The following is a 21,416-nucleotide window of genomic DNA, read 5'->3' on the forward strand; positions in this document are numbered from 1 at the left end:
GCTCCGCCGCCAGGATTCGAACCTGGGCCTCACAGCTCCAAAGGCTGTCGTGCTGCCGTTACACCACGGCGGATCGCCGCGCTCCGCGGCCGTCGTCAAGTCTGCCAGACCCGTCCGCGCGCGCCCGCCCCGGGTGTCTGCGCGCGGGCGTCACAGGCGCGCCCTGCGGGACCTCGATAATGGGGGGATGGCCAAGGAGACCGACGAGGTCGATCGCATCGTGCAGGCGTGGGTCGCACAGCGACCCGACCTCGACTTCTCGCCGCTCGAGGTGCTCTCGCGCGTCGACCGCCTGTCGCGACACCTCGACCGCGCGCGACGCGACGCGTTCCGCCGCAGCGACCTCGAACCGTGGGAGTGGGACGTGCTGTCGGCGCTGCGCCGCGCCGGGGAGCCGTTCCAGCTCAGCCCGAAGCAGCTCCTGCAGCAGACGCTGGTGTCGAGCGGCACGATGACCAACCGGATCGACCGGCTCGTCGGACGCCGTCTCGTGCACCGCGTGGCGGACCCCGACGACGGGCGCAGCATCCTGGTCACCCTCACCGGTGAAGGCAAGACGCGGGTGGATGCCGCGATCACGCGGCTGGTCGACGCCGAAGCGCTGCTCCTGGCCACGCTGTCGCGCAGCGACCGCGACCGGCTCGCCGGCCTCCTGCGCAAGCTGAGCCTCGGCTTCGACGTCTGAGGCCGGTCAGCCGAGCTGCTCGGTGAGCTCGAACCAGCGCAGTTCGACGTCGTCCCGCTCGGACTCCAGCTCGCCGATCTTCGCCATCTCGGCGCCGAGCCCGACGTAGTCGGACTGGTCGTGGTCGGCCAGCGCCGTGCGCGCCTTCGTGATCTGCGCCTCGAGCTTCTCGAGCCGGCGCTCGAGCGCCGTGATCTCCTTCTGCGCGACGCGCAGCTCGGCCCCGCTGAGCGCCGGGGTGGACGGTGCCGCGGCGGGCGCGGCATCCGTCGCCCTCCCTCCCGTCGACGCCGCCGCACGCTCACGCTCACGCAGCCGCAGGTACTCGTCGACCCCGCCGGGCAGATGGCGCAGGTGACCGCCGAGGATGGCGTACTGCTGGTCGGTGACGCGCTCGATGAAGTAGCGGTCGTGCGAGACGACGAGGAGCGTGCCCGGCCACGTGTCGAGGAGATCCTCCATCGCGGCGAGCATGTCGGTGTCGAGGTCGTTGGTCGGCTCGTCGAGGATCAGCACGTTCGGCTGCTCGAGCAGGATCAGCAGCAGCTGAAGACGACGCTTCTGGCCGCCCGAGAGGTCCTTCACCGGCGTGGAGAGCTGGGCGCTCGCGAACCCCATGCGCTCGAGGAGCTGACCGGGGGTGAGCTCCTGGGCCTTGGATCCGCTGCCGAAGCTGTAGGTCGTGCGCAGACGGGCGATCACGACGCGCACCGGGTCGTCGAGGTGTTCTTCGAGCTCGTCCAGGCGCTGCGTCAGGGTGGCGACCTGCACGGTCTTGCCGCGCTTGACCCGACCCGACGTGGGCTCGACGTCGCCCGAGACGAGGCCGAGGAGGGTGGACTTGCCCGCGCCGTTGACGCCGAGGATGCCGGTGCGCTCGCCGGGCGCGATGCGCCACTCGACGGGGTGGAGCACTTCGCGGTCCGGCCCGCCGTCGAGCGCCGGGTAGCTGACCGACGCGTCGAGCAGGTCGACGACGTCCTTGCCGAGCCGGGTGACGGCGAGGGATTGGAGTTCGGTCTTGTCGCGGATCTCGGGCACGTCCGCGATGAGCGCGTTGGCCGCGTCGATGCGGAACTTCGGCTTCGACGTGCGCGCCGGAGCTCCGCGACGCAGCCAGGCGAGCTCCTTGCGCGCGAGGTTCTGCCGGCGCGCCTCGATCGCCGCCGCCTGCCGGTCGCGCTCGACGCGCTGCAGGATGTAGGCCGCATAGCCGCCCTCGAAGGGCTCGACGATGCGGTCGTGCACCTCCCACGTGCGGGTGCAGACCTCGTCGAGGAACCACCGGTCGTGCGTCACGACCAGCAGTCCGCCCTGGTTCGACGACCACCGGCGCTGGAGATGCTCGGCCAGCCAGGCGATCGCCTCGACGTCGAGGTGGTTCGTCGGCTCGTCGAGGAAGATGACGTCGTGGTCGCCGGTGAGGAGCGCGGCGAGGGCGACCCGCCGGCGCTGACCGCCCGAGAGGCCGGTCACCGGGCCATCCCAGTCGAGCCCTTCCAGCAGCCCCGCGATCACGTCGCGCGTGCGCGCATCGCCCGCCCAGTCGTGCTCGGCGCGATCGCCCACCACCGCCTGCGCGATGGTCAGCGAGTCGTCGAGCGTGTCGGCCTGATCGAGCACGCCGACCCGCACGCCGCTGCGCACGGTGACGCGTCCGGAGTCGGGCTCGAGGCGTCCCGCGAGCATCGCCAGCAGGCTCGACTTGCCGTCGCCGTTGCGGCCGACGATGCCGATGCGGTCGCCCTCGTCGACGCCCAGCGAGACGCCGTCGAAGACGACCTTGGTCGGGAACTCCAGGTGCAGGGCCTCGGCCCCCAGAAGATGTGCCATGTCTCCTCAAGGCTAGGCGAGCGCCGGCGTCTCCGAGCACGCGCTCCCGCGACGCCGCCCGGGGCGGGCGTCAGTACCAGATGCTCAGCCGTGGTGCGACGTGCCACGAGAACACGCGTGCGGCAGCCGCCGCATCCGTCGACCGCACCCGGCCCGCGGCGGCCAGCGTCGCGAGCGACACTCCGCCGAGGTACGCCGCGGAGAGCTCCTCGATGCCGAGCGACACCTCGACGGCGCCGTCGGGCGCTGCAGCACCGTCGGACCGGGTGCTCACCGTGCCGCGACCGTCGTCGTCGGCCGACAGGAGGAAGCGGCCGCCCGCATGCCCCAGCACGTCGGTCACGTCGAGGACGAGCGTGCCGGGTGCCCCGTAGCGGCGCGCCTCGAGCGCGGCCGGAACGTCGAGGATGCGGACGTACTGGTGGTCGCGCAGGGTGACCGTCGCAGCCCGCTGGTCGGCGATCATCCACCGCAGGGGCTCGTCGACCGACAGCTCGCCGGCGTTCACCTCGGCCACCAGGTCGAGCTCGAGCAGGAAGCGCCACAGCGCCGCGTACGCGTCGTCGGTCTCGGCCAGCAGATACCCGACGTGCACGCTCGCCTTGGTGAAGTCGTCGTGGTTCTCCTTCACGGTGTACACCGCGACCCCGCGCACCTCTCCGGACGCGTCGGCGTACTGAACGGCGCGCTTCTCGCCCGCCTTCTCGGCCGTGGGGCTGGTTCCGGCGAAGCCGTCCCAGAAGCCGCCCTGCACGTCGATCTCGCCTGCGACGCTGAGCCGCACGCGCTCGTGCAGCGGCGCCACGAGCTCGCGGAACCGCTGGCGCGGGATGAAGTCGACCCGGCCGTCGGGGCGCGGGCCGATCCACGTCGCGCGCTTCGTCTCGATGCGCCACGACGCGCTGGCCGCCGCCGGAGCGAAGCCGTAACGGCCGTAGAGCGTCGACTCGCTGACGGTGAGCATGGCCAGCGGCGCGCCTGCGGAGACCGCGGCGCCGAGCTCGCCCTCGAGCATCGCGCGCGCGATGCCGCGGCGGCGGTGCGTGGGGGCCACGGTGACCGCCGAGATCGCGCAGGACGGCAGCGCGGCGCCGCCCGGCACCGTGAGCTGCCCGATCCACGAGGCGATCGTGCCGACCGGGGCGTCGGCGACGGGCGCCGCCGAGTCGTAGACGCCCGTCACGCGGCGGTAGGCGCTGCGCTCCCGGCTCGACGCGACCTGTTCATCGCTGCGCTCGCCGTCCTGGAACCCGCGCGCCACCGACTGGAGCCACTGCGGGTAGTCGTCGCCCGCCACGGGCACCAGGCGGTAATCGAGCCCGTTCTCGGCGAGCCGGGCGCGCGAGCGCTCGTTCACGGGCGCCACCGGGTAGGCCGCGGCATCCACCGTCGTCGAGTCGGCATCGCGCCGGGTGTCGGTGTCGAACGTCATCGTCGTTCCTTCCATCGAAATCGTCTGGGGAGCTTTCGCGGCACGCTCAGCCGATGACACGGGCGCCGGCGACGGGCCCGTGCACGTGCAGGGCCTCGAGGCCGGCGGCCGAGAGCGTCACCTGCAGCTCGAGCGCCGACTCGGGATCGCCGGTCAGGAACGCCAGCGTAGGGCCCGACCCCGACACGAGCCCCGCAAGGGCGCCCGAGCGCTCCCCCAGCTCGAGCGCGGCGCGCAGCTCGGGCCGGAGCGAGAGGGCCGCAGCCTGCAGGTCGTTGCGGACCTGCTCCGCAAGCGCAGCCGGGTCGCCTGCCCGGAGCGCGTGGAGCACGCCCGTGTCGACATCGGGCGCGCGCCCGCTCACGTTGATGTCGTTCTCCGCGCGCAGGGTGTCGAGGTGCGCATACACCTCAGGAGTCGAAAGGCCCTCCGACGACGGCACGACGACCCAGTCGAACCGGCCCTGCGCGAGGGCGGGGCTCAGCTGATCGCCTCGACCCGTGCCGATCGCCGTCCCGCCCATCAGCGCGAACGGCACATCGGCCCCGAGCCGCGCGGCGAGCTTGTGCAGTTCAGCGGTGCCGAGCTCGCCACCCCAGAGCGCATCGCATGCGACCAGCGCAGCCGCGGCATCCGCTGATCCGCCGCCCATGCCGCCTGCCACCGGCACGTTCTTCACGATGTCGAGGTGCACGCCCCCGCGGTGGCCGATGCGCTGCGCGACCATGCGCGCCGCACGCACCGCGAGGTTGCGATCGTCGGCGGGCACGCCCTCGACGTCGACCGTGCCCGAGACCGTCGCCGTGAAGTCGTCGGCGGGCGAAGCCCAGACGTTCTCGTACAGCGAGACCGCCTGGTACGCCGAGGCGACGTCATGGTAGCCGTCCTCCTGCACGCCGCCCACCTCGAAGAACAGGTTGAGCTTCCCGGGCGCGCGCACATGGACGCGGTCGGTGACGACGGCTTCGCTCACGAGGTCGCCGACCTCGCCCACAGGTCGACGTCGATGCCGTCGGAGAGGGCATCGATCTGCTCGAGCTCCTCCGTCGTGAAGCCGGGCCCGTTGAGCGCCGCAAGGTTCTCGTCGAGCTGCGCGGGACGCGACGCCCCGATCAGCGCGGACGTGACCACGGGGTCGCGCAGCACCCACTGGATCGCCATCTGGGCCAGCGTCTGGCCGCGCTCCTTCGCGATCACGTCGAGACCGCGCAGCTTCGCCAGCCCGTTCTCCGACAGGGCGCCGTCGGGCATCGACGAGCGCTGCTGCGCGCGCTGGGCGGGCCCGTCGCCGAGGTACTTGTCGGTGAGGAGGCCCTGCGCGAGCGGTGTGAAGGCGATCGCGCCCATGCCCTCCTGCTTCAGCACGCCGGTCAGCCCGTCCTCGACCCAGCGATTGAGGATCGAGTACGCGGGCTGATGGATGACGAGGGGCGTGCCGAGTGAGCGGGCGACGGATGCCGCGACCGCCGTGCGCTCGGCGCTGTAGGACGAGATGCCGACGTAGAGCGCCTTGCCCTGACGCACCAGCGTGTCCAGCGCTCCAACGGTCTCCTCGATCGGCACGTCCGGGTCGACGCGGTGCGAGTAGAAGATGTCGACGTAGTCCACGCTCATCCGCCGGAGCGACTGCTCCGCGCTGGCCAGGACGTACTTGCGCGCACCGCCGTTGCCGTACGGGCCGTGCCACATGTCGTAGCCCGCCTTCGACGAGATGATGAGCTCGTCGCGGTAGCGGCCGAAGTCCTCGCGCATCATGCGGCCGAAGTTCGTCTCGGCCGAGCCGTAGGGCGGGCCGTAGTTGTTCGCCAGGTCGAAGTGCGTGATCCCCCGGTCGAACGCATGGCGCAGCAGAGCCCGCTGGTCGTCGAACGGGATGTTGTCGCCGAAGTTCCACCACAGGCCGAGCGAGATCGGGGGGAGCGTCAGGCCGGAGGTGCCGACGGGGCGGTAGGCGGCGCCGTCGTAGCGGTCGTCGGCGGCGGTGTAGGGGCGGTGGAGGTCTCCGCCGTTGGCACGGTATCGCTGCTCTTCGGTCACCGGTCAAGGCTAGCGGCGCATCGCCTCGACCGCAGGGGGTCGCAGGCATCGACGCGGGCCCACTCGCAGAGGCACATCGAGACGCCGCGTGTCAAGGGGCGTGCGCGGAAACGTGGCCGTAACGGACTGTGCTTACTGTGAGACTCGGGACCCGTGCGCCCGGTCCCGAAGAAGGAGGATCCCCTTGCCCCAGCTGTCCGTCGTGCCCACCCCTCAGGACACGTGGTCGACACTCCTCGGCCGCACCGACATCGCACTCCACGACGGCATCCTGCACGTCGTCCATGACGACGTCACGCCTGTGGAGGCCCGCACGGCCGACCTGCTCCTCGTCGCCGACACGCTCGAGGGAGCGGGCATCGGAGTGATGCTCATCCGGCACGGCCGATCCGTGCCGGCCATCGTCGTCGATCTCGCCGCGCGCGACGCCGCGCTGGCGGCGCTCGCCGGGCTCGGCGAGATCGAGCCGCTCTACGTCAAGCAGAAGGGCCGCCCCCTGCAACGCGCGACCGAGGTGGACGTGCCCCGCGGCGGACCCTCCGCCCTGCGCGTGTACCGGCCGCGCATCGCACGCACCGGCGGACTGCGCTACGGCTCCGCCCTCGGCGCCCGCGTCGAGTTCTGGCGATTCGGCACGGACCTCGTCGAGGCGCCGCACGACAACGCGTACACCCGCCGGCTGACGCCGGCTGACGATCTCTCGTTCACCCGGGTCGAGCGCTTCGGCCGCAGCTGGCGCACGATCTCAGGAATGTTCGACCTCCAGCCCCACGAGTTCTCGCAGGACGTCGACATCGTCTTCTCCTGGGTCGACGGCTCATCGAGCGACTTCCAGCGCCAGCGGGCGGCGCGCATGGCCGAGTACGTCGTCGGCGAGGGCGACGACGGGCCCGCACGCTACCGTCACATCGACGAACTGCGCTACGCCCTGCGCAGCGTGCACATGTACGCGCCGTGGGTGCGGCGCATCTTCATCGCGACCGACTCGCCCACGCCCGCATGGCTGCTCGATCACCCGAAGGTGACCGTCGTGCGCAGCGAGGAGTTCTTCGCCGACCCGTCGTCGCTGCCCACGCACAACTCGCACGCGGTCGAGGCGCAGCTGCACCGCATCCCCGGCCTCGCCGAGCACTTCCTCTATTCGAACGACGACATGTTCTTCGGCCGCCTCGTCGAGCCCGAGCTGTTCTTCACCCCGGCCGGCGTGACGAAATTCGTCGAGTGCGAGGTGCGCATCGGCTCCGGCGACCCTGCCGCGCACCGCAGCGGCCACGACAACGGGCTGCGGGTGAACCGAGCGCTCCTTCAGGACCGCTTCGGCCGCCGGATCGTGCGCGACCTGGAGCACTGCGCCACGCCGCTGCGGCGCAGCGTGATGGCCGAGCTCGAGGAGACGTTCCCCGACGACTTCGCGCGCACCGCGGCATCCCGATTCCGCTCCGCCACCGACATCTCGGTGACCAACAGCCTGTACCACTACTTCGCGCTCATGACCGGGCGCGCGGTGGCGACCAGGGAGCCCCGCACCCGCTACGTGCAGACCACGCTGGCGGCGTCGCTGCGGCGCATGGAGCGGCTCGCCAAGCGCACCGACGTCGACATGTTCTGCCTCAACGACGGCGGCGAGACCGAGGTCCCCGAGCAGCTGCGCACCCGCGTGGTGCGCGAGTCCCTCGACCGGATGTTCCCGGTCCGCGCGCCGTGGGAGCGCGACGAGCTCAGCGCGGCAGAGCGATCGGCTCGGTCGGCGCACCCCTCCGCACGTCGCTGAACGGGCCGACCCCGGCCAGCATCAGGCGCCGCTGCGCCTCTTCGGCGTCGATGTGCTCGAGCGTGCGCGGCACGTCGACCGGCACGACGGAGTGCACCACCGTGTCGTCGTAGAGGTGCACGAGGTTGAACGCCTGCGCGCCGTCCTGCGGACGGGTGCCGCCGGTCGGCACCGTGAGGTCCTGCGCGTAGCAGGTGGAGGAGGCGACCGACACCGGAATGCCGGCGAACGTGGCGAACGTCGAATAGTGCAGGTGGCCCGCGATGATCGCCCGCACATCGGTACCGCGCAGCACGTTCGCCAGCCGCGACTGGTCGCGAAGCTCGACGCTCGCCGCCAGCGGCAGCACGCTCGGCACGGGCGGGTGGTGCATCGCGAGGATCGTGCCGAGCGGCGCCGGGGTCTTCAGCACGTCGGCGAGCCACACGAGCTGCGCGTCCGCGAGCTCGCCGTGGTGGTGCCCGGGGACGGTCGAGTCCAGCGTGACGATCCGCAGCCCGTCGAGCTCATCGACGCGATCGACGGGCTCGGCATCGCCCAGCTCGTCCCACAGTGCGCGGCGGAAGGTCGCTCGATCGTCGTGGTTTCCCATCACCCAGATCACCCGGGCGCCGACGCGGGCCGCGAACGGCTCGACCAGCGCGCGCAGCTCGGCGTAGGCATCCCGCTCCCCCAGATCGGCGAGGTCCCCCGTGAAGACCACCGCGTCGGGGCGGACACCGCTCGCCTCGATGACGGCGAGCGCGCGGGACAGGCGCTCTGCGGCGTCGACCAGGTCGAACAGCCGGGACCCTCCGGCACGCAGGTGGGTGTCGCTGAGGTGCAGCAGGATCCGCTCGGGTGCCGGATACTCCGCGGTGCGCATCGGGTCATCTCCCCCGCCCTGCGGTCGAGTCAGGACTTGGCGGGAATGTTACCGGCGTGTTTCGAGCACCTGGGTAAGGCGCGGTGAACGCTGAGGGAAATCTAAGCTCGCAGCACGCGCGCGATGCGCACGAAGTCGTCGATCGACAGCTCCTCGCCGCGGGCGGTGGGCGCCACTCCGGCGGTTTCCAGGACAGCGGATGCCTCGGCCGCCGAACCACCGAGCACCCCGGCCAGCGCCTGCCGGAGCATCTTCCGGCGCTGCTGGAACGCGGCGTCCACGATCGCGAACGTGCGCCGGCGCTCGTCTTCGTCGCCGCGAGGGACGGCGTCGCGACGGAAGCCCACCAGGACGCTGTCGACGTTCGGCACGGGCCAGAAGACCTGACGCGACACCGTTCCGGCCAGTCGCCACGGTCCGTACCAGGCCGCCTTGACGCTCGGCGCGCCGTAGATCTTCGACCCGGGAGGGGCGGCGAGCCGCTCGCCGACCTCGGCCTGGACCATGACCACACCCCGCTCGAGGCCGGGGAAGGTCTCGAGGAAGTGCAGGAGCACCGGCACGCTCACGTTGTAGGGGAGATTGGCCACGAGCACCGTGGGGTCGCCCGGCAGTTCGCGGACGCGCAGCGCATCGGCGTCGACCACGGTGAGCGCACCGTCGGCGACGCCGTGTGCGGCGGCCGTGGCCGGCAGCCGCTCGGCGAGCCGGTGGTCGATCTCGACCGCCGTCACCGTGGCACCGGCCTCGAGGATCGCGAGCGTGAGTGACCCGAGCCCGGGGCCGACCTCGACCACCCGGTCGCCGGGCGCGACCTCCGCGACGTGCACGATCTTGCGGACCGTGTTGGCGTCGACGACGAAGTTCTGGCCCAGCTTCTTGGTCGGGGTGACGTCGAGGTCGGCGGCGAGCGCGCGGATCTCGGCGGCTCCGAGCAGGGACACGGGCATGGATTCACTGTACCCAGGCCGCGGTGCGGGACGTGCCGCGCGGAGGTGCTGCGAGCGGCGCGATAGCGCACGGGAGCGCACGGCGCACGTCCTTGACAGCCCCGCGGGCGGCGCGCCAGGGTGGGCGGACACGGGCGGTTCTCCTGTCGGGCTGCTCGAACGAGGAGGTTCGACATGAGCTCAGCCCCAGCATCCGGTTCCGACATCTCCGTACCGATCGCGCGTGTCGTCCTCGTGGCGGCGACGGCGGCACTCGGCGGCTTCCTCTTCGGTTTCGATACGGCGGTGATCAACGGCGCGGTGAGCGCGATCGGCGAGCAGTTCGCGGCCGGTCCGTTCCTGCTCGGCTTCTCGGTCGCCTCCGCCCTCATCGGCTGCGCGATCGGAGCCTGGTTCGCGGGGCGCATCGCCGACCGCTTCGGCCGTGTGCGCGTGATGCTCCTGGCCGCCGCGCTCTTCGTGATCAGCGCACTCGGATGCGGGTTCGCCTTCGGCATCTGGGACCTGTCGTTCTGGCGCATCGTGGGCGGTCTGGGCGTCGGCGCGGCATCCGTGATCGCGCCGGCGTACATCGCCGAGGTGTCTCCGCCCGAGCATCGCGGACGTCTGGGGTCGCTTCAGCAGATGGCGATCGTGATCGGCATCTTCGTCGCTCTTCTGACGGACGCCGCGATCGTCGCCGCAGCGGGCAGCGCGACGGCTCCGTGGCTGCTGGGGCTCGAGGCCTGGCGCTGGATGTTCCTGTCCGAGCTCGTCCCCGCCGTCATCTACGGACTCCTCGCCCTCACGATCCCCGAGTCGCCTCGCTACCTCATCGCGCGCGGCGAGATGAAGAAGGCGAAGGAGGTGCTCACCCGGTACGTCGGCGGCAACGTGGAGAAGACGTCGACCGACATCCTGAAGACGGTCGAGGGCAAGCCGGACCGCCCGCGCTTCTCCATCCTGCGAGGCTCGAAGTTCGGCCTGCTTCCCATCGTGTGGATCGGGATCGGGCTGTCGGTGCTGCAGCAGTTCACCGGCATCAACGTGATCTTCTACTACTCGTCCACGCTGTGGCAGGCGGTCGGCTTCACCGAGCAGGACTCCCTCACGATCACGGTCATCACTTCCGTGACGAACATCGTCACCACGATCGTGGCGATCCTGCTGATCGACAGGATCGGGCGCCGGCCGCTGCTCCTGGTGGGCGCGATGGGTCAGTTCGTGTGCCTGGCCGTGCTCACCGTGGTGTTCGCGACGGCGCCGATCGTCAACGGCGAACCGGTTCTGGAGGGCGCTGCGGGCACCACCGCCCTGCTGGCCGCGAACCTGTACGTGGTGTTCTTCGGGGCCTCATGGGGACCGGTGGTCTGGGTGCTGCTCGGCGAGATGTTCAGCAACCGCATCCGCGCCGTCGCACTGTCGGTCGCCGCCGCGGCGCAGTGGGCCGCGAACTTCGTCATCTCGACCACGTTCCCGGCGCTGGCGGCCGTCGGACTCGGCCTGGCCTACGGCGTCTACACGTTCTTCGCCTTCGTCGCGATCTTCTTCGTCATCAGGTACGTGCGCGAGACCAAGGGGCGCACGCTCGAGTCGATGTCGGACGACGGCCGCAGCGAAGTGCGGACCTGAGCCGCGGCGAGGCGAGATGACCGCGCGGTGTGCGGCGCTGCTCACGGTGGGCGTCCTCGCGTTCGCGATGGGCGGCTGCGCCGTCGCAGACACGTCCGGCCCGGTGGCGTCGACGTCGGCCCCGGACCCGGCCGCTCCTTCTGCGCTGTCGCCTTCGCCGTCGACGGGGGTCGACGCGCCCGGCGACGCGGCGACCTGGACCCTCGTCGATCCCGCCGCGATCAGTGCCGCGACCACCGACGTGCGGGTCGCGGTCACCCGACTCGGGTGCTCCAGCGGCAAGACCGGTGAGCTGCGCGTCCCGCGGGTGTCCTATGACGAGGACGAGGTGGTCATCGAGGTCGACGCCGAGCCGCTCGGCGCCGGAGCCTTCGAATGCCCCGCCAACGACGCCGTGGAGGTGGTCGTCACCCTGACCGAGCCGCTCGGCGACCGCTCGCTGATCGACGGAGCGTGTCTCGAAGGCGAGGCCGTCAGCACGGCGGCGTGCGCTGACGGTCCCGTCCGATGGCCGTGATCCCCGCCCGGAACCTGGCCGTCTCCAGGCGGCCGTAGTGTGAGGTCGCATGCCCGCGGTGGCGCTCGTAGGATCGTGGGATGCCTTCGCTCGGCGACCTCGTCGCACCCCGCCGGATGGGCCGCGACTTCCGCTGGCTCCTCGCGTCCTCGTGGACCAGCAACCTCGGCGACGGCATCGCGCTCGCGGCCGCGCCGCTGCTGATCGCCTCACTCACCTCGTCGCCCATCCTCGTCGCCGCGGGAGCCATGCTGCAGTACCTGCCGTGGCTCCTCTTCGGCCTGCTCGCGGGGGCCGTGGCCGACCATCACGACCGCCGGCGCCTGGTCATCATCGCCAACGCGACGCGCGCCGTCATCGTCGCCGGGCTCGTGGCGTTCCTGGTGACCGGGTACGCGAACGTCTGGATCGTGCTGGCCACCGCCTTCCTCTACGGCACCGCGGAGGTGTTCGCCGATTCCGCGGGAAGCACGCTGCTCCCGATGCTCGTGAAGCCCGCCGACCTCGGCATCGGCAACGCGCGCATGCAGGCGGGCTTCCTCGTGGCCAACCAGCTCGCCGGTCCACCGCTGGGCGCCTTCCTGTTCGCCGTCGGGTCGTTCTGGCCGTTCGTCCTGCAGGTGCTGTGCGTGGCGCTGGCCGTGCTTCTCATTTCACGCATCGCACGCACGCCGATTCCCGAGCATCCGGAATCCGATTCCGAGTCGAAGGCGCACGCGATCCGCGAGGGGCTGCGATGGCTCCGTCACAACGCGCCGGTCCGCACCCTCATCGTGATCATCCTGGTGTTCAACATCACGTGGGCAGCGCCGTGGGGCATCCTCGTGCTGTACGCGACGGAGTACCTCGGCATGGGCCCGGTCGGCTACGGAGCGCTCACCACCGCGTCCGCCCTCGGCGGGTTCATCGCGATCTTCGCGTTCGGCTGGCTCGAGAAGCGGGTCTCGTTCTCGACGCTCATGCGGGTCTGTCTCTCGCTGGAAGTGCTCATGCACCTCGGCTTCGCCCTGACGACGTCGCCGGTCGTCGCCTTCGTCATCATGTTCGGCTTCGGGCTCTATGCGTTCATCTGGGCGACGATCTCGACCACGGTGCGCCAGCGGCTCGTGCCCATCGAGCTGCAGGGACGCATCGCGTCGGTCAACATGGTCGGCGTCTTCGGCGGGCTCGTGATCGGGCAGTTCATCGGCGGCATCCTGGCTCAGCTCTTCGGGCTGACGGCGCCCTGGTGGTTCGCCTTCGCAGGGTCGCTGATCACGCTCGCGCTGGTCTGGCGCTCCATCTCGCACATCGCCGCGGCCAAGCCGGTGCTCGATGAAGGGTCCGTCGCCGTCGTCGAGGCCGAAGGCGAGCCGGGCGCAGGTGGGATGCCGCTACCTGATTGACTCTCGGCCGTTTATCGTATATCTGTTCGAATGTCGGAGGCGTGCGACAAGATGAACTATGGCTTTCTTCTCCGAACTCGAGTCGCAGCTCGCGCGGTTGCGCTCGCTGCTCGGGACGGAGATCGATGCGGGCGGTCTGCCCGTGATGCTCGACCGGATCGGCGATGACGATGTCGTCGCGGTGATCGCGGCAGCGACCGAGTTCGTGCGCGCCGGCGAGAAGGTTCGCATCGCGGCGGCCGGTGTCGCCGCAGCACGATCCGCGCGCGAAGCCGGCCACGACGGACTCGCGCAACGCCGTGGTCACCGCTCCCCCGCGACGCTCATCCAGGAGATCACCGGCGCCACGCGGGCTGAAGCCGTGAAGCACGTTCGACTCGGCGAATCATTGCGCGCGGCGGCGGGTCTCGATCCGGTGGCGGAAGAAGCCGTGCCGGATGCCTCGGCCTCCGGCTCGCCGGCCGCGGGACCGGGCGTCGAACCGGGCGGAGAGAAGGGTGCGGCGTCAGGCAGCGCTGGGGCCTGTGTCGAGCCGTGGCATGCCCCGCTCGGGCGTGCGCTCCTTTCGGGCGTGATCGGTTCGGCTCAGCACGACGCGATCTATCGCGGCCTGGGTGAGCCGCCCGCGTGCGACGACGACGACGACGCCGCGCAGGCCGCCCGTGAGGCGTGGACGGTGGCAGCCGAGCAGCTCATCGACGAGGCGCAGGAGCGCACCGTCGAAGAGCTCGGTCGCACTGCCCGTACGGTGCGCGATCAGCTCGATCCTGAAGGCGCCCAGCGACGGTTCGACGAGCGATTCGACGCGCGTTCGTTCCGGCTGTGGCGCGACCACGACGGTGTGCGTCGCGGATCGATCGTGTTCGAAGACTTCGGGGGCACGTGGGCGCAGACGGTGCTCGACGCCGCCCTGCGACCGCGACGCGGCGGGCCGAGATTCGTGGATCCCGAGGAGAAGACCGACGCCGACGCCCTGATCGCAGACCCGCGCACGAACGACCAGCTGGCGTACGACCTGCTGCTCGATGTCTTCCGCGCGGGCGCACTGGCCGATGCGAAGGAGGTCTTCGGCACGCGTCAGGCGGGAGTGCGCGTGGTGATCGCCGGGTCGTCGCTCGTCGCGTCGACGGCGGGAGCGCCCGCGACGGGTCTCGTCGAGGACGACCAGACAGCCCTGCCCGCCTGGCTCATCTCGCAGCACGCGTGCGACAGCGGATCCGTCACGTTCACCGTGGACGGCTCGGGGAACCCTCTCGACATGGGGAGGGAAGCGCGCCTCTTCACGCCGCAACAGCGCGTCGCGCTCGCGGCCCGCGACGGCGGATGCCGATGGCGCGGGTGCGACCGACCCGCCTCGTACTGCGAGGCGCACCACATCGACCCGTACGCCGGCGGCGGCCTCACCGACATAGATCGCGGGATCCTGCTCTGCCGTTTCCATCACATGGAGCTGCATCACGGCGGCTGGCGGATCACCCGAGAAGGGCGCGCGGACTTCCTGCTGCATCCGCCGCCCGGTCGCGGACACCCGATCGCGCTCCGTCCTCGCCTGGCTCTCCGCTACGCGTGGGCCGACCTCGCCCCACCTCCCCAGCGCTTCCGCCCAGCGGTGGCGTGAGGTCGGGTGCGGACGAGCGCGCGCCGCGGATGGTCCGCGCGCTCAGCCGCGTGAGGTCGGGTGCGGACCAGCGCGCGCCAAGGGATGTTCCGCACGCTCGGCCACGTGAGGTCGATGTGGACCAGCGCGCGCCAAGGATGTCCGCGCGCCCGGCGGCGCGGGGTCGGGTGCGGGCGAGCGTGCGCCAAGGGATGTTCCGTCCCGCGGCGTGAGCCACTGGCGGACGAACATGAGGCTGACGTACGCCAGCGCGCGTGGACTGGACCGGCGCTGACCGGCGCTGACCGGCGGGTTCGTGGGGAGCCGTCGCCCCGCCTCTGCGAACGGAATCACGCCCGCTCGCGACCGCGCCTGAATCCAGCGCCAGTACGAGGTCACGAGACGCCCGCGTGAGGTCGGGCCTGACGAGCAGGCCAGTTTTGTTCGCCGCGCTCGGCGGCGGCACCGACGGACGCCGCCGGCTCACCGGCGGCAGCTCAGTCGTCCGTCTCCCAGGAGTGCTCGACGGTGGGCAGGATCAGGACGCGACCCGCGACGGCGGTGGGATGCTTCGCCATGTACTCCGCCGCCTGCTCGATGGACTCCGCCTCGAGGATGTCGTAGCCGGCGAACCACTCCTTGAACTCGGGGAACGGGCCGTCCGTGACGATCGTGCGCCCCTCGCGGACGACGACCGACTTGGCACGGTCCCGCCCGGCGACCGGGCTTCCGAGCCCCACGGTGCCGGCCTCGACCCCTTCGTCCACCCACGACTCGAGCATGCGACGGTCGTCGCCCTCATCGAGGGTCGAACCGCCGGCGTCGGTCAGGTGGAGCACGAGGTACTGCTGAGTGGTCATGGTGTCTCTCCTTCGGTGCGATGCCGCAGATCGCTGCGGCGACGGATCAGATGCGCGACCTCGGCGGAATTCGCTGCGAGCGCGATCGCGCGGTCGTATGCCACGAGCGCGTCGCCCGAGCGACCTACGCGGGCCAGCAGCTCCGCTCGGGTCGTGTGGAAGCCGTGGTGACGATCCAGCGCACCGCTCAGGCGCTCGACCATCGCGAGAGCGACCTGCGGCGAGTCGTACTCCGACACGGCGATCGCCTTGTTGAGCGTCACGACCGGGCTCGGGTCGACGCGCTCCAGGGCGTCGTAGAGCGCCACGATGCGCGCCCAGTCGGTGTCGCGAGCGTGCGCGGTCGATACGTGGACGGCGTTGATCGCCGACAGCAGCTGGTAGCGGCGCATCCGACCTTCCCCTCGGCCTTCGGCGTCGACGCGCTCACGCACGAGGGCGAGGCCCTCGTCGATCAGCGCGCGGTCCCACGCTCCGCGATTCTGCTCGTCGAGACGCACGAGTGCACCGTCCGGTGAGACGCGGGCGGCGGCGCGGGACTCGGTCAGCAGCATGAGCGCCAGCAGGCCGGTCGCCTCGGCGCGGTCCTCCCCGGGCGGGAGCAGGTCGCGCACGAGCCGTGTGAGCCGGATCGCCTCGCCCGTGAGGTCCGGCCGCAGCGCGCCCGACGCGTGATCGGTCGCCAGATATCCCTCGTTGAAGATCAGGTAGAGCACCGTCAGCACGCTGTCGGTGCGCTCGGCCAGATCGTCCTGCTCGGGCATCGCGAAGGGCACCCCGGCCGAACGGATCCGGGCCTTGGCCCGACTCAGCCGCTGTCCCATGGTGGTGTCGCGGACGAGGAAGGCGCGGGCGATCTCGGCGACCGTGAGCCCGCCCACGATGCGCAGGGTGAGCGCGACGCGCGCCTCGGCCGGCAGCACCGGATGGCAGCACACGTACACCAGTCGCAGCCGGTCGTCCTCGACCGCGCCGACGTCTTCGGTGTCCGCACCGTCGGCCAGCAGGAGCGCCTCCCGGTGCAGATCGTCTCGCCGAGCCTCGCGCCGCAGCCGGTCGATGGCCTTGCGGTACGCCGTGGTGGTGATCCATGCGCCGGGGTTCGGCGGGACGCCGTCGACCGGCCACCGCTCGACCGCCACCGCGAAGGCCTCGGCCGCCGTCTCCTCGGCGATGTCGAGGTCTCCGAAACGACGCGCGAGGCCCGCGACCACGCGTGCCCACTCGCTCCGGTGGGTCGATGCGATCGCCGCCGCGACGTCGGTGCGCCGGGTCAACGCCCAACCTTTCGCCGGCTCGCGCGCGGGGTCAACGCCCGATCCCCCGCCGGTCGGCGCGCGGGCTCAACGCCCGATCCCCCGCCCACTCGCTGCTCCGCTGCGAACCATGCCCGGCCTCTCTCCTCCGTGATCGCGATCGCGACCCTCACCAGATCGACGATCGGACCACGTCCGATTCGACACCGCCGCGGAAGAAAAGTCCACGAACATCGCGATCCTGCGCGCCTGTCGAATCGGGCGGTCGCCGTTCGTGGCATGGGTGAGGCGGATCACCGGATCGGCCACAACGAGAGGTGACGGCACACCATGTACAGCACGATGACCGCCGACGACGAGCGCGAGTACGCCGAACGGATCCGCGAGGCACGGCGGGAACGCCGCCGCACGCGGGCAGCGCGCCGGCACGCGTTCTGGACCGACCTGAGCGAGTTCCTCCTGTCGATCCCGGCCGGGGTCGGCGTGCGCATCGGCGGCTGACGCGAACGCTGCTGCTTCCTGCGTCCGCGCCGCCGATCGTCGCAGCGCGTGCAGGAAACGGCAGCGCGTGCAGGGGGACAGCAGCGCGCGTGCAGGAAACAGCAACGCGTGCAGGAAACAGCAGCGCGTGCAGGAACCAGCAGCGCGTGCAGGAACCAGCGATCGCGAGGGGTCAGCCACCCACCAGCTCGCCGAGCCGCGCGCCGAGCTGTGTCAGGCGCGGCACCCATGGACCCGCCATTTCGCCGCCCGCCTCGCCCCGGCGTAGCGCCTCCGCGAACGGGACCCACGCGCTCTCGCACACCTCATCCGGATCCAGCGTCAGCACGGGGTCACCCGTCACCCGCGCGACGTACAGATCGAACAGCGCCTGACGCTCGAACACCCGACCGACGAACGCCAGGTCGCCGACGCCGACGCGCACGCCGGTCTCCTCCTCGAGCTCCCGCACTGCGCCCTCGGCGCTCGACTCACCCGCGAGCGCACTGCCCGCCGGGAACTCCCAGCACAGCGGCCAGTCCTTCACCGCGGCCCGCCGCGTCATCAGCACCAGACCATCACCGCGCACGACGCACACCGACGCCACGACGTGGAACAGCCCCGCAGGGAAGTCGGGGTCACCGCGACGGAACAGCTCGCCGGTGGGCGCGCCCGCGGCATCTGTCAGATCCCACAGCTCGCCGTCCACGGATCAGTCCTCGAACGGGCCGTACACCTCGAGCGTGTTCGCGGCGACCTGCGCGGACAGTTCGTCGACGCCGATGCCGAGCTCCTCGGCCATGAACCGCAGCGTCACCGGGATCAGGTACGGCGCATTCGGACGCCCCCGATGCGGCACGGGCGTGAGGAACGGGGCATCCGTCTCCACCAGGATCCGATCCCGAGGGATGACCGCCAGCGCATCCCGGAGATTCTGCGCGTTCTTGAAGGTCACGTTGCCCGCGAACGACAGGTAGTAGCCGCGCTCCCCCGCGATCCGCGCCATCGCTTCGTCGCCCGAGAAGCAATGGAACACGGTGCGCTCCGGCGCCCCCACCCGCTCGAGCGTCTGGAGCACGGCGTCATGCGCGTCACGGTCGTGAATCTGCATCGCGAGCCCGTGCTTCTTCGCCAGCGCGATATGCGCCTCGAACGAGCGGAGCTGCGCGGGGATCCCGTCCTCGTCGGTGCGGAAGAAGTCCAGCCCCGTCTCTCCGATCGCACGCACGCGGGGCTGTGCGGCCAGTTCGTCGATGACGGCGATCGCCTCATCCAGCCGACCGGCCGCCTCGTACGCCGGCGCCTCGTTCGGATGGATCGCCACCGCGGCGAGGACACGGGGATGGGATGCCGCGGCCCACGCCGACCAGCGGCTCGACTCGATGTCACCACCGGCCTGCACGACGCCGATCACGCCCACCTCGTCGGCCCGCGAGAGCTGCTCGTCGAGCGACAGCCCGACGCCGTCCTCGATCTCGAGGTGCGCGTGATTGTCGTACGCCGGCACGGCGAGCGGCTCGGGCGCCTCGGGATAGCTCACGTCGCGCGTGCCCTGCTCGCGCGTGCGGACGTACTGCGACGGATCCGCGCCCTCGGCCGGGTACGGCACCGCAGGCGACGACATCAGACCGACTGCTCCACACGCGGGAACAGCGGCGCGAGCCCGTTCACCGACGTGCCGGGCTTCAGCACGCCCCAGGCACCCGCCTCGCGGATCGGCTGGTCGTGCAGACGACCGATCGTCTCCGCGGCGCCGAGCGCGATCCAGAGCTTGTCCGTAGACTCGGGCATCACCGGCGACAGCAGCACCGCGAGCGCACGCAGACCCTCGGCGGCCGTGTACAGCACGGTGCCGAGGCGCGTGCGCTGCGCCTCGTCCTTGGCGAGCGCCCACGGCTCGTTCTCGGTGATGTACAGGTTCAGCGCGTCGACGATCGTCCAGATCGAGGTGATCGCCTCGTCGATGCGGAACCGCTCCATCGCCGCATCGGCCGACGCCGCGGCATCCGCCACCGTCTTCTGCACGTGCAGGTCGGCCTCGGAGTACTCGGCCGCCGGAGGCACGACGCCCTCGAAATAGCGCTCGACCATCGCCGTGGTGCGCGACGCGAGGTTGCCGAAGCCGTTCGCGAGCTCGGCCTGGTAGCGGGCCGAGAGGTCCTCCCACGAGAACGACCCGTCCTGGCCGAACGCGATCGCCGACAGGAAGTAGAAGCGGTAGGCGTCCGAGCCGAAGACGTCGGTGATCTCGGTCGGCGCGATGCCGGTGAGCTTCGACTTCGACATCTTCTCGCCGCCGACCAGCAGCCAGCCGTGCGCGAACACTCCGCGCGGCACCTCGAGTCCCGCGGCCATCAGCATCGCGGGCCAGATCACCGCGTGGAAGCGCAGGATGTCCTTGCCGACGATGTGGTACGCCGGCCAGCGGCGGGCGAACTGCTCGGGGTCCGTGCCGTAGCCGATCGCCGTCGCGTAGTTCAGGAGGGCGTCGACCCACACGTAGATGACGTGGGACTCGTCCCACGGAAGCGGGATGCCCCAGTCGAACGCCGAACGCGAGATCGACAGGTCCTTCAGACCGTTCTTCACGAACGAGACGACCTCGTTGCGGGCCGACTCGGGACGCACGAAGTCGGGCACGCTCGAGTAGAGCTCGAGGAGCTTGTCCTGGAACTCGCTCAGCTTGAAGAAGTAGTTCTTCTCCTGAAGCAGCTCGAGCGGCTTGGAGTGGATGGCGCAGACCTTCAGCCCCTCGAAGGGGCCGGTGCCGTCGACGATCTCGGACTCGGGCTTGAACTCCTCGCAGCCGACGCAGTAGAGCGCCTCGTACTCGCCCGCGTAGATGTAACCCCGGTCGTAGATCGCCTGCACGAACTGCTGCACGCGCTCCTCGTGGCGCGGCTGCGTCGTGCGGATGAAGTCGTCGTTGGCGACGTCGAGCGTCTCGAGGAGCGGGAACCACGCCTCGGTGACGAGCTTGTCGACCCACTCCTGCGGGGTGACGCCGTTGGCCGAGGCCGCACGCATCATCTTCTGACCGTGCTCGTCGGTGCCCGTGAGCATCCAGGTGTCGTCGCCCGCCTGGCGGTGCCAGCGCGCGAGCGTGTCGACGGCCACGGTCGTGTAGCCGTGGCCGATGTGGGGCACGTCGCTCGGATAGTAGATCGGCGTCGTGATGTAGAAGGACTGGCGGCCGGAAGTCACCCGAGGATTCTAGTCGGGCGGGATGCCGGCACCGGCCGTCGTGACATCGGGGCCGTCGCCGGGTGTGCGTCGCGGCGCGATCGTCATATGACGTGTCCGCCGCAGATCATCCGCGGACGGCGAGCGCTGCCTGGTACAGCTCGCGCGAGGAGTGACCGGTGTGCGCAGACACCTCGCCCGCGGCATCCTTCAATCTCGTCCCGGACCGCACCAACTCGAGAACCTGGGTCACGGCGTCCGGGAACGCGACCTCACGCGGCGCCGCACCCGCGACGACGATCACCAGCTCACCGCGCACGCCGTCTGCCGCCCACGCGGCGAGCTCGTCCAGCGTGCCGCGCGCGACCTCCTCGTGCAGCTTGGTCAGCTCACGGCAGACCGCCGCGCGACGGTCGGCGCCGAACGCGGCCGCCATGTCGGCGAGCGTCGCAGCCACGCGCGTCGGCGCATCGAAGAACACCATCGTGCGCGGCTCGTTCGCAAGGGCGCGCAGCGCGCCGGCGCGCTCACCGGGCTTGCGCGCCACGAAGCCCTCGAACGTGAAGCGATCCGTCGGCAGACCCGAGACGGCGAGCGCCGTGAGCACGGCACTCGGACCGGGGATCGCGGTGACGACGACTCCCGCCGCCGCGGCTGCCGCGACGAGACCGTAGCCCGGGTCGCTCACCGTCGGCATGCCGGCGTCGCTCAGCACCAGCACATCGCGATCGCGCGCCAGCTCGACCAGCTCGGGCGCGCGGTCCTTCTCGTTGTGGTCGTGCAGTGCGATGAGGCGCGGACGATTCTCGACGCCGAGCGCCGCGAGCAGCCGCTGGGTCGTGCGGGTGTCTTCGGCGGCGACGACGGTCGCGGTCTGGAGGGCCTCGATGAGACGTCGTGAGGCGTCCCCGAGGTTTCCGATCGGCGTGGCCGCGAGGATGATCACGCCCTCAG

19 protein-coding genes and 1 tRNA gene are annotated in these 21,416 nt (G+C 71.0%); 7 read left to right on the forward strand and 13 right to left on the reverse strand.

Features of this window, described 5'->3' with window-relative positions; translation table 11 throughout:
* Position 1 precedes the first annotated feature (1 nt).
* Positions 2-73, reverse strand: a tRNA-Gln gene (locus ACFC1W_RS00655).
* A gap of 114 nt (positions 74-187) precedes the next feature.
* On the opposite strand from ACFC1W_RS00655, the gene ACFC1W_RS00660 reads away from it, so the two are divergent.
* Positions 188-685: a MarR family winged helix-turn-helix transcriptional regulator gene (locus ACFC1W_RS00660; RefSeq protein WP_375987480.1), complete on the forward strand. Its 498-nt coding sequence runs from the start codon at positions 188-190 to the stop codon at positions 683-685.
* 6 nt (positions 686-691) lie between these two features.
* On the opposite strand, the gene ACFC1W_RS00665 is transcribed toward ACFC1W_RS00660, so the two are convergent.
* From ACFC1W_RS00665 to ACFC1W_RS00680, 4 genes are all read right to left on the reverse strand, one after another.
* A complete protein-coding gene (locus ACFC1W_RS00665) occupies positions 692-2,518 on the reverse strand; it encodes an ABC-F family ATP-binding cassette domain-containing protein (protein ID WP_375987482.1) in 1,827 nt (608 codons plus the stop codon).
* A gap of 70 nt (positions 2,519-2,588) precedes the next feature.
* Positions 2,589-3,950: a GNAT family N-acetyltransferase gene (locus ACFC1W_RS00670; protein WP_375987484.1), complete on the reverse strand. Its 1,362-nt coding sequence runs from the start codon at positions 3,948-3,950 to the stop codon at positions 2,589-2,591.
* Positions 3,951-3,996: 46 nt separating this feature from the next.
* A complete protein-coding gene (locus tag ACFC1W_RS00675; protein WP_375987486.1) occupies positions 3,997-4,923 on the reverse strand; it encodes a 4-(cytidine 5'-diphospho)-2-C-methyl-D-erythritol kinase in 927 nt (308 codons plus the stop codon).
* Entirely contained in the window at positions 4,920-5,987 is a 1,068-nt protein-coding gene (locus tag ACFC1W_RS00680; protein WP_375987488.1) for an aldo/keto reductase, read from the reverse strand. The genes ACFC1W_RS00675 and ACFC1W_RS00680 overlap by 4 nt, the downstream gene beginning before the upstream one ends.
* A 184-nt stretch (positions 5,988-6,171) precedes the next feature.
* On the opposite strand from ACFC1W_RS00680, the gene ACFC1W_RS00685 reads away from it, so the two are divergent.
* A complete protein-coding gene (locus tag ACFC1W_RS00685; RefSeq protein ID WP_375987490.1) occupies positions 6,172-7,758 on the forward strand; it encodes a stealth family protein in 1,587 nt (528 codons plus the stop codon).
* Here the strand turns inward: ACFC1W_RS00685 and ACFC1W_RS00690 are convergent.
* Together ACFC1W_RS00690 and rsmA are read right to left on the reverse strand one after the other, a co-directional pair.
* Complete coding sequence (locus tag ACFC1W_RS00690) at positions 7,706-8,623, reverse strand: phosphodiesterase (RefSeq protein WP_375987492.1); 918 nt, start codon at positions 8,621-8,623, stop codon at positions 7,706-7,708. The genes ACFC1W_RS00685 and ACFC1W_RS00690 overlap by 53 nt on opposite strands.
* Before the next feature lie 101 nt (positions 8,624-8,724).
* Positions 8,725-9,573, reverse strand: coding sequence for a 16S rRNA (adenine(1518)-N(6)/adenine(1519)-N(6))-dimethyltransferase RsmA (gene rsmA / locus ACFC1W_RS00695; RefSeq protein ID WP_375987494.1), 849 nt, complete (start codon positions 9,571-9,573; stop codon positions 8,725-8,727).
* Positions 9,574-9,747: 174 nt separating this feature from the next.
* On the opposite strand from rsmA, the gene ACFC1W_RS00700 reads away from it, so the two are divergent.
* From ACFC1W_RS00700 to ACFC1W_RS00715, 4 genes are all read left to right on the forward strand, one after another.
* Positions 9,748-11,184 (forward strand): sugar porter family MFS transporter, encoded by a 1,437-nt coding sequence (locus tag ACFC1W_RS00700; protein ID WP_241111312.1) that lies wholly within the window; start codon positions 9,748-9,750, stop codon positions 11,182-11,184.
* Positions 11,185-11,200: 16 nt separating this feature from the next.
* On the forward strand, positions 11,201-11,701 hold the full coding sequence (locus tag ACFC1W_RS00705; protein ID WP_375987497.1) for a hypothetical protein: 501 nt from the start codon (positions 11,201-11,203) through the stop codon (positions 11,699-11,701).
* An 80-nt stretch (positions 11,702-11,781) separates the two neighbouring features.
* Positions 11,782-13,086 carry an MFS transporter gene (locus ACFC1W_RS00710; protein ID WP_375987499.1) on the forward strand — a complete coding sequence of 435 codons (1,305 nt, stop codon included), beginning with the start codon at positions 11,782-11,784 and terminating at the stop codon, positions 13,084-13,086.
* 58 nt (positions 13,087-13,144) lie between these two features.
* The gene (locus tag ACFC1W_RS00715; RefSeq protein WP_375987501.1) at positions 13,145-14,704 is read left to right on the forward strand and encodes a DUF222 domain-containing protein; all 1,560 of its coding nucleotides are present in this window, start codon (positions 13,145-13,147) and stop codon (positions 14,702-14,704) included.
* A gap of 476 nt (positions 14,705-15,180) precedes the next feature.
* On the opposite strand, the gene ACFC1W_RS00720 is transcribed toward ACFC1W_RS00715, so the two are convergent.
* Entirely contained in the window at positions 15,181-15,543 is a 363-nt protein-coding gene (locus ACFC1W_RS00720) for a YciI family protein (RefSeq protein WP_375987503.1), read from the reverse strand.
* Entirely contained in the window at positions 15,540-16,820 is a 1,281-nt protein-coding gene (locus ACFC1W_RS00725) for an RNA polymerase sigma factor (RefSeq protein WP_375987505.1), read from the reverse strand. Before ACFC1W_RS00725 ends, ACFC1W_RS00720 begins: the two co-directional genes overlap by 4 nt.
* Positions 16,821-17,141: 321 nt before the next feature.
* Here ACFC1W_RS00725 and ACFC1W_RS00730 point away from each other — a divergent pair, with 321 nt between their 5' ends.
* On the forward strand, positions 17,142-17,300 hold the full coding sequence (locus ACFC1W_RS00730; RefSeq protein WP_375987507.1) for a hypothetical protein: 159 nt from the start codon (positions 17,142-17,144) through the stop codon (positions 17,298-17,300).
* Between the two features lie 172 nt (positions 17,301-17,472).
* Here the strand turns inward: ACFC1W_RS00730 and ACFC1W_RS00735 are convergent, their stop codons facing one another.
* From ACFC1W_RS00735 to rsmI, 4 genes are all read right to left on the reverse strand, one after another.
* Positions 17,473-17,988: an NUDIX domain-containing protein gene (locus tag ACFC1W_RS00735; RefSeq protein WP_375987509.1), complete on the reverse strand. Its 516-nt coding sequence runs from the start codon at positions 17,986-17,988 to the stop codon at positions 17,473-17,475.
* A 3-nt stretch (positions 17,989-17,991) separates the two neighbouring features.
* Entirely contained in the window at positions 17,992-18,903 is a 912-nt protein-coding gene (locus ACFC1W_RS00740; RefSeq protein ID WP_375987511.1) for a TatD family hydrolase, read from the reverse strand.
* Positions 18,903-20,483, reverse strand: a complete 1,581-nt coding sequence (gene metG, locus ACFC1W_RS00745; protein WP_375987513.1) for a methionine--tRNA ligase — start codon at positions 20,481-20,483, stop codon at positions 18,903-18,905. The genes ACFC1W_RS00740 and metG overlap by 1 nt, the downstream gene beginning before the upstream one ends.
* A 106-nt stretch (positions 20,484-20,589) precedes the next feature.
* Positions 20,590-21,408, reverse strand: coding sequence for a 16S rRNA (cytidine(1402)-2'-O)-methyltransferase (rsmI, locus tag ACFC1W_RS00750; RefSeq protein WP_375987515.1), 819 nt, complete (start codon positions 21,406-21,408; stop codon positions 20,590-20,592).
* Positions 21,409-21,416: the final 8 nt, after the last annotated feature.

This window comes from Microbacterium sp. NPDC056003, from assembly GCF_042274785.1.
Classification (GTDB): Bacteria; Actinomycetota; Actinomycetes; order Actinomycetales; family Microbacteriaceae; genus Microbacterium.

Excerpts from the sequence above, each read along its gene's own strand:
- ACFC1W_RS00740 (WP_375987511.1), bottom strand. The coding sequence starts at position 18,903 with ATGTCGTCGCCTGCGGTGCCGTACCCGGCCGAGGGCGCGGATCCGTCG.
- ACFC1W_RS00660 (WP_375987480.1), top strand. The coding sequence starts at position 188 with ATGGCCAAGGAGACCGACGAGGTCGATCGCATCGTGCAGGCGTGGGTC.
- ACFC1W_RS00720 (WP_375987503.1), bottom strand. The coding sequence starts at position 15,543 with ATGACCACTCAGCAGTACCTCGTGCTCCACCTGACCGACGCCGGCGGT.
- rsmA (WP_375987494.1), bottom strand. The coding sequence starts at position 9,573 with ATGCCCGTGTCCCTGCTCGGAGCCGCCGAGATCCGCGCGCTCGCCGCC.
- ACFC1W_RS00670 (WP_375987484.1), bottom strand. The coding sequence starts at position 3,950 with ATGACGTTCGACACCGACACCCGGCGCGATGCCGACTCGACGACGGTG.
- ACFC1W_RS00665 (WP_375987482.1), bottom strand. The coding sequence starts at position 2,518 with ATGGCACATCTTCTGGGGGCCGAGGCCCTGCACCTGGAGTTCCCGACC.
- ACFC1W_RS00715 (WP_375987501.1), top strand. The coding sequence starts at position 13,145 with ATGGCTTTCTTCTCCGAACTCGAGTCGCAGCTCGCGCGGTTGCGCTCG.
- ACFC1W_RS00705 (WP_375987497.1), top strand. The coding sequence starts at position 11,201 with ATGACCGCGCGGTGTGCGGCGCTGCTCACGGTGGGCGTCCTCGCGTTC.
- ACFC1W_RS00710 (WP_375987499.1), top strand. The coding sequence starts at position 11,782 with ATGCCTTCGCTCGGCGACCTCGTCGCACCCCGCCGGATGGGCCGCGAC.
- ACFC1W_RS00700 (WP_241111312.1), top strand. The coding sequence starts at position 9,748 with ATGAGCTCAGCCCCAGCATCCGGTTCCGACATCTCCGTACCGATCGCG.
- ACFC1W_RS00730 (WP_375987507.1), top strand. The coding sequence starts at position 17,142 with ATGACCGCCGACGACGAGCGCGAGTACGCCGAACGGATCCGCGAGGCA.
- ACFC1W_RS00690 (WP_375987492.1), bottom strand. The coding sequence starts at position 8,623 with ATGCGCACCGCGGAGTATCCGGCACCCGAGCGGATCCTGCTGCACCTC.